Source organism: Pseudolysinimonas kribbensis (genome assembly GCF_030161895.1).
In the GTDB taxonomy this organism is placed as follows: Bacteria; Actinomycetota; Actinomycetes; order Actinomycetales; family Microbacteriaceae; genus Pseudolysinimonas; species Pseudolysinimonas kribbensis.
On the sequence record NZ_BSVB01000001.1, the window covers coordinates 1,938,344 to 1,950,615 of the forward strand.

15 protein-coding genes are annotated in these 12,272 nt (G+C 72.0%); 10 read left to right on the plus strand and 5 right to left on the minus strand.

The features are described from left to right. Positions 1–13 precede the first annotated feature (13 nt). The 5 genes from QQK35_RS10820 (at position 14) to QQK35_RS10840 (ending at position 3,972) form a co-directional block, all read left to right on the plus strand. Complete coding sequence (locus tag QQK35_RS10820) at positions 14–1,090, plus strand: hypothetical protein (protein WP_284254173.1); 1,077 nt, start codon at positions 14–16, stop codon at positions 1,088–1,090. A 91-nt stretch (positions 1,091–1,181) separates the two neighbouring features. Beyond that, complete coding sequence (locus QQK35_RS10825; protein WP_284254174.1) at positions 1,182–1,961, plus strand: alcohol dehydrogenase catalytic domain-containing protein; 780 nt, start codon at positions 1,182–1,184, stop codon at positions 1,959–1,961. After that, the gene (locus QQK35_RS10830; RefSeq protein ID WP_431311843.1) at positions 1,901–2,140 is read left to right on the plus strand and encodes a hypothetical protein; all 240 of its coding nucleotides are present in this window, start codon (positions 1,901–1,903) and stop codon (positions 2,138–2,140) included. The genes QQK35_RS10825 and QQK35_RS10830 overlap by 61 nt, the downstream gene beginning before the upstream one ends. A 37-nt stretch (positions 2,141–2,177) precedes the next feature. Beyond that, the gene (locus tag QQK35_RS10835; protein ID WP_284255676.1) at positions 2,178–3,062 is read left to right on the plus strand and encodes a phosphotriesterase family protein; all 885 of its coding nucleotides are present in this window, start codon (positions 2,178–2,180) and stop codon (positions 3,060–3,062) included. A 49-nt stretch (positions 3,063–3,111) separates the two neighbouring features. After that, the gene (locus tag QQK35_RS10840; RefSeq protein ID WP_284254176.1) at positions 3,112–3,972 is read left to right on the plus strand and encodes a fumarylacetoacetate hydrolase family protein; all 861 of its coding nucleotides are present in this window, start codon (positions 3,112–3,114) and stop codon (positions 3,970–3,972) included. A 49-nt stretch (positions 3,973–4,021) separates the two neighbouring features. Here the strand turns inward: QQK35_RS10840 and QQK35_RS10845 are convergent, their stop codons facing one another. Both QQK35_RS10845 and QQK35_RS10850 read right to left on the minus strand, forming a co-directional pair. Then, a complete protein-coding gene (locus QQK35_RS10845; protein WP_284254177.1) occupies positions 4,022–4,885 on the minus strand; it encodes an alpha/beta fold hydrolase in 864 nt (287 codons plus the stop codon). Further along, on the minus strand, positions 4,882–5,634 hold the full coding sequence (locus QQK35_RS10850) for a 3-hydroxybutyrate dehydrogenase (RefSeq protein ID WP_425564962.1): 753 nt from the start codon (positions 5,632–5,634) through the stop codon (positions 4,882–4,884). The genes QQK35_RS10845 and QQK35_RS10850 overlap by 4 nt, the downstream gene beginning before the upstream one ends. A gap of 59 nt (positions 5,635–5,693) precedes the next feature. Between QQK35_RS10850 and QQK35_RS10855 the strand changes: the two genes are divergently transcribed. Next, positions 5,694–6,737 (plus strand): alpha/beta fold hydrolase, encoded by a 1,044-nt coding sequence (locus tag QQK35_RS10855; protein WP_284254180.1) that lies wholly within the window; start codon positions 5,694–5,696, stop codon positions 6,735–6,737. Positions 6,738–6,755: 18 nt separating this feature from the next. Here QQK35_RS10855 and QQK35_RS10860 read toward each other — a convergent pair whose 3' ends face one another. Both QQK35_RS10860 and QQK35_RS10865 read right to left on the minus strand, forming a co-directional pair. Next, a complete protein-coding gene (locus tag QQK35_RS10860; protein ID WP_284255677.1) occupies positions 6,756–7,814 on the minus strand; it encodes a serine hydrolase domain-containing protein in 1,059 nt (352 codons plus the stop codon). Further along, entirely contained in the window at positions 7,730–8,203 is a 474-nt protein-coding gene (locus QQK35_RS10865) for a serine hydrolase domain-containing protein (protein WP_284254181.1), read from the minus strand. The genes QQK35_RS10860 and QQK35_RS10865 overlap by 85 nt, the downstream gene beginning before the upstream one ends. 59 nt (positions 8,204–8,262) lie before the next feature. Between QQK35_RS10865 and panC the strand changes: the two genes are divergently transcribed. The 4 genes from panC to QQK35_RS10885 all read left to right on the plus strand — a co-directional run bounded on the left by panC (position 8,263) and on the right by QQK35_RS10885 (position 11,059). Beyond that, positions 8,263–9,105: a pantoate--beta-alanine ligase gene (gene panC, locus QQK35_RS10870; protein WP_284254182.1), complete on the plus strand. Its 843-nt coding sequence runs from the start codon at positions 8,263–8,265 to the stop codon at positions 9,103–9,105. 58 nt (positions 9,106–9,163) lie between these two features. Then, positions 9,164–10,621, plus strand: a complete 1,458-nt coding sequence (gene lysS, locus QQK35_RS10875) for a lysine--tRNA ligase (protein ID WP_284255679.1) — start codon at positions 9,164–9,166, stop codon at positions 10,619–10,621. A 13-nt stretch (positions 10,622–10,634) separates the two neighbouring features. Continuing rightward, the gene (locus tag QQK35_RS10880; protein WP_284254183.1) at positions 10,635–10,757 is read left to right on the plus strand and encodes a hypothetical protein; all 123 of its coding nucleotides are present in this window, start codon (positions 10,635–10,637) and stop codon (positions 10,755–10,757) included. 119 nt (positions 10,758–10,876) lie between these two features. Then, positions 10,877–11,059 (plus strand): hypothetical protein, encoded by a 183-nt coding sequence (locus tag QQK35_RS10885; RefSeq protein ID WP_284254184.1) that lies wholly within the window; start codon positions 10,877–10,879, stop codon positions 11,057–11,059. 168 nt (positions 11,060–11,227) lie between these two features. Here the strand turns inward: QQK35_RS10885 and QQK35_RS10890 are convergent, their stop codons facing one another. Then, on the minus strand, positions 11,228–12,226 hold the full coding sequence (locus QQK35_RS10890) for a pirin family protein (RefSeq protein ID WP_284254185.1): 999 nt from the start codon (positions 12,224–12,226) through the stop codon (positions 11,228–11,230). Positions 12,227–12,272: the final 46 nt, after the last annotated feature.

The following is a 12,272-nucleotide window of genomic DNA, read 5'->3' on the forward strand; positions in this document are numbered from 1 at the left end:
AGGAAGGACTGAGATGGATCTCCTTGACACCCCCGGCCTCCGGCCGATCGTCAATGGTGTCGGCCCCGCCACCCGGCTCGGGGGACTGCCTCTCGCCGACGAGGTGTGGGACGCGATGCGCGCGGCCTTCCGGCACCCGGTCCGCCTGGACGAACTGCAGGCGGCGGCGGGCGCTCGGCTGTCGGCTCTCCTGGAGATCCCCGCGTGCTACGTGACCTCCGGCGCCGCCGCAGCCCTCCACCTCGCGACGACGATCGCGCTCACTCAGGGCGACGAAGCGGCGATCGATCGACTGCCCGTGGTCGTCGGCGCGCGCTCGACGGTGGTGATCCAGAAGGCGCATCGAGATCCCTACGACCGCGCGGTCGAGCAGGCCGGTGCGCGGTTGTTGGAGATCGGCTATCCGGCGAGCAGCCATCCGGGCGAGCTGGAGCGCGTGCTCGATGAGTCGGTCGCGGCCGTGCTCTTCCGGCCGGGGCGCTCCGGCGACCTGCTCTCTCTCGCCGAGACCGCGGCGATCGCGCACGCGCACGGCATCCCGGTCATCGTGGACGGCGCCTTGCACGTGCCGCCGGTCGACCGGCTCCGGCGATTCCTCGCGGACGGTGCGGATCTCATCGCCGTGTCCGGGGGCAAGGGATTCCGCGGACCGCAGGCCTCGGGCCTGCTCTGCGGGACCGCCGACTGGGTGTCGCTCGCGGGCGTGCACCAGCAGGACATGGACGAGCGTCCGACGACGTGGTCGCCAGCCGTTCCGCGCACCTCGCCGACGCCGCCGCGGCATGGCCCGTCCCGCCCGATGAAGGTCGGCCGGGAGCAGCTCGTGGGCCTCGTCGCCGCCGTCGAACGCTACCTGCGCGACCCCGGCGCTGACGAGCTCCCCGGGATCGCCGAGCTCGATCGTGCGGAGGAGACGCTGGGGGCCGCCGGTCTCGCCGTCGAGCGCCTCCGCGACGACGCGCTCGACGTGCCGATGCTCCGGATCCGAGTGGAGGGGGCCGCGACGGCGCCGACGCCGTCGCACGCGCGCTGGCGGCACGTGCCGTCCCGGTCGTGCTCGGTGAGTCCGAGGCATGGGATGGCGTCCTGACCGTCAACCCGATGGCCCTGCTCCCCGGCCACGGCGAGCTTCTGGCCACCGCCGTCATCGAGGTCGTCGATCGCCTTGAAGGAAGGGAATCATGAAAGCCGTCGTCTACACCGCACCGCTCACTCTGGAATTGCAGGAGGTGGGTGCGCCGCACGCCGGTGAGGATGAGACCATCGTCCGCGTCGGTGCCGTCGGCATCTGCGGCTCCGAACTCGAGGGCTTCGCGTCGCAGAGCCCGTTCCGGCGTCCGCCGCTCATCATGGGGCACGAGTTCGCGGGTACCCGCGTCTCGGATGGTGCCCGCGTCGTCGTGAACCCGCTCGTGTACTGCGGGCACTGCGACTCCTGCCGTCGCGGCTCGGTGAACGTGTGCCGCAACAGGGTGTTGCTCGGCATTCAGCGCCCCGGAGGATTCGCGGAGTACGCAGCCGTCCCGTCACGCAACTGCTACGTGCTCCCGGAAGGCACGCCGCTGGAGGCAGCCGCCCTCGTTGAGCCGCTCGCGAACGCGGTCCATGCTCTCCGTCTCGTGCGGGAGACGACGAAGGATGTCGAGCGAGTCGGGATCATCGGATCGGGAATGGTCGGAGTCGCCGTGACCGTCGTGGCGAAGGCGGCTGGAATCGGCCATGTCGAGGTCGTCGACCTGAGCCCGGAGCGGGCCGCCGTCGCGCTCACGGCCGGTGCCGATGCCGTCGGGGAGAGCCTCGAGGGCGAGTTCGATGTGGTGTTCGACGCCGTCGGCACCGGGGAACGCGGGCCGCAGCCGTCGAAGCGATCCGGCCGGACGGCACCGCGGTCTTCATCGGCCTGCACTCGGACGACGCCGGCTTCGACGGCCGCGACATCATCCGGAACGAGAAGCGTGTGATCGGCAGCTTCTGCTACACGGACGCCGACTTCGCCGCCGCCGTCGAGCTCGTCGGGCACGTGCGGCGCGAATGGTACGAGGTCCGACCGCTGAGCGAGGGCGTCGAGGCATTCACCCGACTGCTGACGACCGTGCCGACCACCATCAAGACCGTTCTCGTCCCCGAGGAGATCGCATGACGGACATCATGACCGTCACAGGACCGGTCGCTCCCGGATCCTCGGCGTCACCCACAGCCACGAACACGTGCTCTGGGACTACTGGAGGCTCATCTCCTCCTACGATTGCATCTTCGATGACGAGGACGTCGCGACCGCCGAACTCGAGGCGTTCCGGGCCGCCGGCGGCGGTGCGATGGTCGACGCGAGCACGGTCGGCATCCGCACCGATCCGCTCGCACTCCGCCGGATCTCCGAGCGGTCGGGCGTGCGCCTGGTGCTCGGCGCAGGCTGGTACCGGGAGCGCCTGTACCCCCGGGAGGTTTTCGAGAAGACCGTCCCACATCTCGCCGAGGACCTCATCGCGGGCATCTCGAGCGGAGTCGACGGGACCGATGTGCGGGCCGGCGTCATCGGGGAGATCGGCACGGAGCGCGGGGCGATCAGCCCCGCGGAGGAGCGGGTGTTCCGTGCTGCGGCGCGCGCGCATCGGGAGACCGGGGTCGCGATCCTCACCCACACGACCCACTTCGGAGAACTCGCGCTGGCCCAGATCGAACTCCTCCGAGACGCGGGCGTCGCCCCGGACCGGCTCATCATCAGTCACCTCGGAGACCGCGTCGACCACCGACTGCTGCTCGAGATCGCGGCGACGGGGGTCTACCTCAGCGTCGACAACGTCGGCTATGCGGGTTCCGGTTATCCGTCCGACGAGGTGCGCGCGGACAGCGTGGCCCGCCTCGTGCGCGAGGGATACGGTGACCGTGTCGTGCTCGGGTGCGACATTTCGGCGAAGACGCAGCTCGCGACGTTCGGCGGTCACGGCTACTCGTGGCTGCTGAACTCCTTTGTGCCACTGCTGGCCGAACGCGGGCTCGACGAGGCGCAGCTGCACCGCCTGACCACTGCCAACATCGCCGAGGCGCTGGAGCCGCGCACGTGACCGGGGCGATGCGCCGCGACGCGGCGACGCCGCGAGGAGGCGCAGTGCGATGAGGTTCCTCCGGGTGGGGGAAGCGGGACACGAGCGGCCCGTCGTCATGGATGGGAGCGTCTTCTACGACCTGCGTCCGCTCACCGACGACCTGCACCCGTCGTTCTGGGCATCCGGCGGCGTGGCGCGCTGTCGGCGCGCGCTGTCGGCCGGCGCGCTGTCGCCGACGTCGATCGAGGGCGAGCGGATCGGTGCGGCGGTCCCGAAGCCGCCCTCGATCATCTGCGTCGGGATGAACTACGCCGCCCACGCGGCGGAGTCGGGAGCATCGGCTCCCGAGCATGTCGTCGTCTTCTTCAAGAAGCCGAACACGGTGGTCGGACCGAATGATCCGATCGTGCTGCCGCCCGGGTCGCGGCATACGGATTGGGAAGTCGAACTCGCGGTCGTGCTCGGTCGCGAGCTGCGCCACGCGCCCGACGATGCGACGGCGCTCGACGCGGTGGCCGGCTACGCGCTGGCCAACGACCTCAGCGAGCGCGAGCATCAGCTGAAGGTCTCCGGAGGCCAGTGGTCGAAGGGCAAGAGCGCTGCGGGATTCGCGCCGATCGGTCCGTGGATCGCGACCCCGGACGAGGTCGGCGACATCCAGTCGCTCACGATGCGGAGCTGGGTGAACGGGGAGCCGCGACAGGATTCGACCACCGCCGACATGGTCTTCCCGGTCGCGGCGATCCTGCGCGACCTGAGCCGGTACATGGTGCTGGAGGCGGGGGATGTCGTCCTCACCGGCACGCCGGAGGGCGTTGCGCTCTCCCGCCGCTATCCCTATCTCGCGCCGGGGGATCGCGTCACCATGGAGATCGACGGACTCGGACGGATCGAGCAGAGCGTGGTCGAAGAGGCGGACGCGGCGTGAGCCGGCGCATCGACGCGATTGCGGTGGCCGACGCCGACCCCGCCGTCGGCTAGCCCGCCTGCCGCACCTCCGCCGCGACCTCGGCGGCGCCGCGGGCCGACATGAGGATCGTGTAGTGGTTCACATCGTCGACCTCGCGCATCGCGATGGCCGGCCACCGCTCGCGCCAGCGTGCGAGCTCGGTGCCGGTGTACATGCCGGGCGTCTCGTTCAGCAACCCGCGCGGCGCCCACAGCAGGCGCATCGGCGCGCGGATCGCGTCGATCGTCTGCGCCGGCGGGTCGCCGTAGAACTGCACCGAGTCCTGTGCGACCGCGTCGGCCTTGCTCGACGGATGGGGCGGATCGCCCACCAGGTCGTAGTCGATGTAGGCCAGCATCTCGGCGTCGAACTCGCCGCCGAAGGCGGGGTGCGCGGCCCAGAACGCCCGGTACGCGGCCGAGTCGGCGAACGTCATCGACAGCCGCTCGAGCGCGGGGCCGAGCGAGGCGCGCACGGCGGCCTCGACATCCCCGCCCGGGGGATCGCGCAGCGGCAGACCGCCGTCGACGAGCACGACCGAGCTCACCCGATCCGGTGCGAGCGCCGCGGTCGCCGCGGCGACGAACGCGCCCATCGAGTGCCCGGTGAGCTGTGCGCGCTCGAGGCCGAGGTCGTCGAGAAGGCGGAGCAGGTCGGCGGCGTGCCGCGGCATCCCGTACGGGCCGGGCAGCTCGTTGCTGCGCCCGCGTCCACGCAGGTCGGGCGCGATGACGCGGCGCTCCGGCAGCGCGGCCGCGACGTGCGCCCAGGCGAGATGCGACGACGTGATGCCGTGGATGGCGATGAGCGGCAGCGCGCCGGGATCGCCCCACTCGCCGACGGTCAGCTCGCCGCCGTCGACGGTCACGGTGCGCGTGCGGTGGGTGCTCACGAGATGCTCCACCCGCCGTCCATCGTGTACGACGCCCCCGTCACCATGTCGGCGTGCGACGAGACGAGCCACCCGACGAGCGAGGCGACGTCGTCGGGTTCGACGAGGCGCTTGATCGCGGCGCGCTCGAGCAGCACGGTCTCGACCACGTCCTCCGGTGCGATCCGGTGGATGCGCGCCTGGTCGGCGATCTGCTTCTCGACCAGCGGGGTGCGCACGTATCCCGGGTTGACGCAGTTGCTCGTGACCCCGTGCGGCGCACCCTCGAGCGCCGCCGTCTTCGACAGCCCCTCGAGCCCGTGCTTGGCAGCGACGTAGGCCGACTTGTACTCCGAGGCCCGGATGCCGTGCACCGACGAGACGTTGACGATGCGCCCCCAGCCGCGGCGGTACATCGCCGGCAGCGCGGCCCGGATCAGCAGGAACGGCGCCTCCAGCATGATGGCGATCAGGCGGTGGAAGGCCTCCGGCTCGAACTCCTCGAGCGGGGCGACGCGCTGGATGCCCGCGTTGTTGACGAGGATGTCGCAGTCCAGCGCGAGGGCGGCCACCGCGCTCGTGTCGGCGAGGTCGACGACCCAGGGTTCGCCGTCGATCCGGTCGGCGACCATCGTCGCGGCGGCGGGATCCAGATCCATCACGCGCACGTGCGCGCCGTCGGCGGCGAGCCGCTCCGCGATCGCCGCCCCGATGCCGCTGCCGCCTCCCGTGACCACCGCCGTGCGACCGTCGAGCTCCGCCATCCGCATCCCTTCCGCAACCGAGGTGGCCGGGTTAACGTGAGCACGCACCCGCCCGAAGGAGAACCGTGTCCACTCTGCTCCCCGGCATCGCGTCCCGCCAGATCCCGACGACCCGGATCCGCACCAACGTCCTCGAGCGCGAGGGTGACGACGACGCCGGCACGCCCGTCGTGCTCGTGCACGGCAACGTCTCGTCGGCGCTGTTCTTCCAGCCGTTCATGCTCTCGCTGCCGCGCTCGTGGCGCGTGGTCGCCGTCGACCTCCGCGGCTTCGGCGACAGCGAGACGGCACCGGTCGACGCGACGCGCGGTCTGCGCGACTACAGCGACGACCTGTTCGCCGCCGTCGAGGCGCTCGGGCCGGCCGGCGCGCCGCATCTCTTCGGCTGGAGCATGGGCGCCGGCGTCGTGCTGCAGTACGCGCTCGACCATCCCGTCGCCTCGCTCACCCTGCAGTCGCCGGTCTCGCCGTACGGCTTCGGCGGCACCGCGCTCGACGGTTCGCGCCTGACCCCGGATGCCGCGGGCACCGGCGGCGGAGGCGGCAACCCGGACTTCGTCGCAGCCCTCGAATCCGGCGACACCGGCGACGGCCCGGCGTCGCCGCGCACCGTCTACCGCACGGCCTATGTGCACGCCGGCCACCGGGACGAGTACGAGGATCTCTGGGTCGAGTCGATGCTCTCGACCGCGACCGGGGTCGGCAACTACCCCGGCGACAGCCGCCCGAGCGCCAACTGGCCGGGCTTCGCCCCGGGCGAGCACGGCGTGCTCAACACGATGACGCCCGATCACCTCGACCTCAGCGGCATCACCGGCCTTGCCGTGAAGCCGCCGATCCTGTGGGTGCACGGCGCCGCCGACGTGATCGTGTCGGACGCCTCGCTCTTCGATCTCAACCAGCTGGGCGCCCTCGGTGCGATCCCCGGATGGCCGGGAGACGACATCGCACCCGCGCAGCCGATGGTGTCGCAGACGCGCGCCGTGCTCGACGGGTACCGCGCCTCGGGCGGCGCGGTGACCGAGCGGCTGCTGCAGGAGTGCGGGCACTCACCGCACCTGGAGCATCCGGATCGGGTCCGCGCCGCCCTCGAGGAGCTCGTCGGCTGACTCGGGCGGAGCGTCGCCTCAGGCCAGGCGGCCGGCGACCCGTTCGGTGCGCGGGGTCCAGAACGGCAGGTCGAGGCCGACGGTGAGACGCACGTCGTCGCCGTCGCCGAACTCGAACCGCCAGATGCGCCGTGCCGCCGACTCGATGCACTGCTCGTGCACCTCGAACGCGGCGTCATCGACCCAGCCGGCGCGGGTCCCGGTGCGGGTCGAGGTCAGCTCCGGGTGCGGCCAGAGCCGGGTCTCGCCCGGGACCCATGCGGTGCGTGCCGCGCCGAGCCGCTCGACCGACCCGTCGGTGCCGACGGTCTCGAGAGTCGTGCGGTCGCCGTCGAGGTGCAGCGTCGCGGTGGCGATGCCGAGGGTCGTGAAGGGCAGGGCGATCGCGCGGCCGGAGACGCGGGCGGCCGCGGCCGGCGGTGCCGCGAGGAACTCGGGCGCCGCGAGCTCGAGCGAGCCGAGGCGGCGGGCGAGCTGATCGTCGCCGGCTCCGTCGGCGGCGGGGCCGTGCGCCCGATCGACGCCGGGCAGCAGGTGATCCCAGACCAGCTGGAGCTCGGACGCGCTGTCGGCCGTGCCCGCCGTCATGGCGACCACGAGGTCGAGCTCCGGGATGACGAGGCCGAACTGCCCGAACGCGCCGTCCATCCGGTACCCGTGCCGCGATCGCCAGAACTGGTAGCCGTAGCCGAGACCCCAGTCCACGGTGGCGCTCGGCCCGTTGTCGACGTGCGCCCGCGTCGCCTCGTCGACCCAGGCCTGCGGCACCAGCTGCCGGTCGCCGCCGTCCCCATCGGACCACCGCCCGCCCCGGCGGTACAGCTCCGCCAGCACGGCGATGTCCTCCGTCAGCAGCGACATGCCGGTGCCGCCGAGGCTGACGCCGCCGGGCGACGGTGCCCAGGGCGGCGTGTCGAGGCCGAGCGGCTGGAACAGGCGCGGCTCGAGGAACTGCGGGAGCGGCATCCCGGTGCGCGACTGCAGGGCGGCGCTCAGCAGATGACTGCCGCCGGAGTCGTAGACGAAATGCTCGCCGGGGGATAGATGAAGGGCGACGCGAAGTAGATGCGCGGCCAGTGCTCGCCGGGCAGCAGCCGCATGAGGTCCATCGTGTCGGCGTCGTGCCCGCCCGACATCGAGAGCAGGTGCTTCAGGAGCACGTCGCGCGGTCCGTCGACACCGGGGAAGAAGTCGACGGCCGGCTCGTCGATCGACAGGATGCCCTCCTCCTGCGCGATGCCGATCGCGGTGGAGAGGAAGCTCTTGGACACCGAGTGGACGAGGTGGCGCACGTCGGGGGCGAAGGGCGTCCACCATCCCTCGGCGACGACCGCGCCGTGCCGCACCACCATGAGACTGTGCAGGCCGTGCCGGCCGCGCTCGGCGGCCTCGACGAGGGAGGCGATCGCCGCGGGGTCGATGCCCTCCGCGGTCGGGGTGGAACGGGGGAGCACGGGCGCGGCCATCGCGACGGAGCCTACGCCGCTAGCATCGTCGGGGCGCCGCAGGCGCGGAGGAGGTCGCGATGAGCGAGTCCGTCGTCGTCACGACCATCGCGGGGATGCGGTCCGCGCTCGCCGGTCGCGGTCCGGTCGCGCTCGTCCCGACGATGGGGGCGCTGCACGAGGGTCACCTCGCGCTCGTCGACCGGGCCCGCGAGGTCGCCGCCACGGTCGTCGTCTCGATCTTCGTCAATCCCACCCAGTTCGCGGCCGGTGAGGATCTGAGCAGCTACCCGCGCGACCCGAGCGGAGATCTCGCGGCGCTGGCGACGCGCGCGGTCGAGTTCGTGTTCGCGCCCGATGCCTCCGAGATGTACCCCGACGGCCCGACCCAGGTCACGGTGCACGCGGGTGCCGTCGCCGAGACCTTCGAGGGCGCGTCGCGGCCCGGGCACTTCGACGGCGTGCTCACCGTCGTCGCCAAGCTCCTGCACATCGTGCAGCCCACCCACGTGCTCTTCGGCCAGAAGGACGCGCAGCAGCTCTTCCTCGTGCAACGGATGGTGCGCGACCTCGACCTGCCCGTCACGGTCGAGCCCGTGCCGACGGTGCGTGCCGACGACGGCCTCGCGCTCTCGAGCCGCAACCGCTACCTCGACGAGGAGCACCGCCGGGCATCGGTCGCGCTGAGCACCGCCCTGCGTGCCGCCGCGGATGCCGCCGGCGATGGGGTGGATGCCGCGCTGGCCGCCGCGCGCGAGGTCCTGACGAGCGACGGCCTCGTTAAGCTGGACTATCTCGCCGTCGTCGATCCGCGCACCTTCCGCCCGGTGGACGCCGGCTACCGCGGCACCGCGCGCATGCTCGTCGCCGCCCGGGTCGGCCCCGCGCGGCTGATCGACAACGACGCCATCCACCTGACCTAGAGGCCCCCATGACCGCCGACCTGCCCCCGCGGACGCTCCCGAGGAGACCCTCGAGGACATCGCCGAGCAGAAGGCCGTCCGGCTCGCCAAGCGCGAGCGCCTCCTCGCCGAGGGCGAGCAGGCGTACCCGGTCTCGGTGCCGGTCACGCACACCATCCCGCAGCTGCGCGAGCGCTTCGCCGACCTGCGCGCCGACGACACGACCGGCGTGCAGGTCGGCGTCGCCGGCCGCATCGTGCACCTGCGCAACACCGGCAAGCTGTGCTTCGCCGCACTGCAGTCGGGCGACGGCAGCCGCATCCAGGCGATGGTCTCGCTCGACCAGGTCGGCGAGGAGTCGCTGCAGCGCTGGAAGGAGCTCGTCGACCTCGGCGACCACCTCTTCGTCGCGGGCGAGGTCATCTCGTCGCGCCGCGGCGAACTCAGCGTGCTCGTGCGCGAGTGGCGGATCGCCTCGAAGGCGCTGCTGCCGCTGCCGAACCTGCACTCCGAGCTGAGCGAGGAGACGCGCGTGCGGCAGCGCTACCTCGACCTCATCGCCCGGGAGCAGGCGCGCTTCACGGTCCGCGCGCGGGCCAAGGCGGTCGCGAGCCTGCGCTCCACGTTCGCGCGCCACGACTTCCTCGAGGTCGAGACGCCCATGCTGCAGACCGTGCACGGCGGCGCGAGCGCGCGTCCGTTCGTCACGCATTCGAACGCCTTCGACACCGAGCTCTTCCTGCGCATCGCGCCCGAGCTCTTCCTCAAGCGCGCCGTCGTCGGCGGCATCGACCGGGTGTTCGAGATCAACCGCAACTTCCGCAACGAGGGCGCGGACTCCACGCACAGCCCCGAGTTCGCGATGCTCGAGGCCTACCAGACCTACGGCGACTACGACTCGATCGCGGCGCTCACCCAGGAGCTGATCCAGGATGCGGCCGAGGCCGTCGCCGGATCGCACACGGTGACCTGGGCCGACGGCACGGCGTACGACCTCGGCGGCGAGTGGGACCGCATCCGGATGTACGACTCCCTCTCCGAGGCCGCCGGCGTCGAGATCACGCCGGAGACGCCGCTGACCGAGCTCGCGGCGCTCGCCGAGAAGGAGGGCGTCGAGGTCAAGCTCGCGACGCACGGCAAGTACGTCGAGGAGCTGTGGGAGCACTTCGTCAAGGGCACGCTGCACCGTCCCACGTTCGTCATGGACTTCCCGCTCGACACCTCTCCGTTGGTGCGCGAACACCGCGCGATGCGGGGTGTGGTGGAGAAGTGGGACCTCTACGTGCGCGGCTTCGAGCTGGCCACGGGCTACTCCGAGCTCGTCGATCCCGTCGTGCAGCGCGAGCGTTTCGTCGAGCAGGCGAAGCTCGCGGCCCGCGGCGACGACGAGGCGATGCGGCTCGACGAGGAGTTCCTCACCGCGATGGAGCACGGCATGCCGCCGATGGGCGGCATGGGCATGGGCATCGACCGGCTGCTCATGGCGCTGACCGGCCTCGGCATCCGGGAGACGATCCTGTTCCCGCTGGTCAAGTAGACGGGATACCGCGATGGCTCAGGATCCGGGCGGTCGTCCGACGACGACCCGCATCGTCGTCTGGATCGCGCTCGCGGCGATCGGGCTCTTCCTGATCGGCGACGGCATCCTGAGCCTGCTCTCGCGGGGCGGCTGATGGACCGCCGCACCTCGCGCATCGTCATGTATGCGGGCCTCGCGCTCATCGTCGTCGTGATCGCCGTCGCGTTCTTCCTCGCGCAGCGCTGACTCAGCCGCCGCGGTTAGGCTGACCGCATGTCGGCCGAGGTGTGGGGCGGGATCATCTGGTCCCTCGTGCCCACCGTCGTGCTCGGCCTCATCTTCTGGTTCGTGATGCGGATGATCGTGCGCGCGGACCGCGACGAGCGCCGCGCCTACTCGCGCATCGAAGCCGAGGAGCGCGCTCGCTTCGCGCAGGAGCACTCCGCGCGTCCCTGAGCCGGATCCCGGGTGCCGGATGCCGATGCCGGCCGTGCTCGTGGACGGCCTTCTCGAACCGATCATGGTCTCGGGATCCGTGGGATGCCGCGCGGGACGCATCCGATGGCGAAACCGCGATCGGATCACCGCGCCGCCACGAGCGACGCGACGAGAGGCGCGGCGCGGCTAGGGCTGGTCGCGGGGCCGCAGCCGCACGTTCGGCAGCTCCGGCGCCGGAAGCGCCGTCCCGTCGGCCCAGCCGTCGATCGAGCCGAAGGTGCCGGCGCGATCGCCGCCCGCGATGACGTCGGCCTGCCACCGTTCGCGGAACGCCACGATCTCGTCGTGGCTGCGTCCGACGAAGTTCCACCACATGACGATGCTCTCGCCGAGCGGCACCCCGCCGATGAGCAGCGCGCGCAGCGGCTCGTCGCCCGCGGCGATCGTCAGGGCGGCGGAGCCGGCGGGGGCGTATCCGAGGTGATGGCGCGGGATCGCGACGCCCTGCAGGGTCGGCGATCCGGCATCCACGAGCAGGCCGTGTTCGAACGCGGGGTCGACGGTCAGCTCGACGCGACCGCCGGCGGGCAGGTCGAACTGCGCGGCGAGGAGCGGCGTGAACGCGGTCACGGCGGAGGTCGCGCCGTGCAGTGTTCCGACGAACACCCGCAGCGTCGCATCGCCCACCGCGATCGGCGCCGGCACGTGGTGCTCGAAGAAGGGCGAGGTGAAGCGGTGCGCATCCGGCAGCGCGGTCCACAGCTGCACGCCGTGCGGCCGCACCGAGCCCGGCGTGGACTCCTCGGAGTGCTGGATGCCGGCGCCCGCCGTCATGAGGTTGACCTGCCCGGGGTGGATGAGCTCCCGGCTGCCGACCGAGTCGCGGTGCTCGATCTCGCCGGCGTAGAGCCAGCTGACCGTCTGCAGGCCGGTGTGCGGATGCGGCGGCACGTCCATCCTGCGGTCGTCGGCGCCGACGGTCTCCTCGCCGGTGTCGCCCCCGTACGAGTCGGCGAAGCACCACGCCCCGATGAGGGACCGCGCCCGCTGCGGCAGCGTGCGCCGCACGTGCATCGCGCGCGGTCCGCCGAGCGGCACGTCACGCGGCTCGAGGATCTCGACTCCGCGGCCGGCGAGGGGCTCGTCGCAGACGAGCTCCGCGGGCTCGACCTCGAGGTTGCTCACGCGGCGAGCCTACGACTCGGCGCGGCGACGCGGGGCCGCGGACGGG

Excerpts from the sequence above, each read along its gene's own strand:
- QQK35_RS10820 (WP_284254173.1), top strand. The coding sequence starts at position 14 with ATGGATCTCCTTGACACCCCCGGCCTCCGGCCGATCGTCAATGGTGTC.
- QQK35_RS10825 (WP_284254174.1), top strand. The coding sequence starts at position 1,182 with ATGAAAGCCGTCGTCTACACCGCACCGCTCACTCTGGAATTGCAGGAG.
- QQK35_RS10840 (WP_284254176.1), top strand. The coding sequence starts at position 3,112 with ATGAGGTTCCTCCGGGTGGGGGAAGCGGGACACGAGCGGCCCGTCGTC.
- QQK35_RS10850 (WP_425564962.1), bottom strand. The coding sequence starts at position 5,634 with ATGCGGATGGCGGAGCTCGACGGTCGCACGGCGGTGGTCACGGGAGGC.
- QQK35_RS10865 (WP_284254181.1), bottom strand. The coding sequence starts at position 8,203 with ATGGCCGCGCCCGTGCTCCCCCGTTCCACCCCGACCGCGGAGGGCATC.
- panC (WP_284254182.1), top strand. The coding sequence starts at position 8,263 with ATGAGCGAGTCCGTCGTCGTCACGACCATCGCGGGGATGCGGTCCGCG.
- QQK35_RS10880 (WP_284254183.1), top strand. The coding sequence starts at position 10,635 with ATGGCTCAGGATCCGGGCGGTCGTCCGACGACGACCCGCATCGTCGTC.
- QQK35_RS10885 (WP_284254184.1), top strand. The coding sequence starts at position 10,877 with ATGTCGGCCGAGGTGTGGGGCGGGATCATCTGGTCCCTCGTGCCCACC.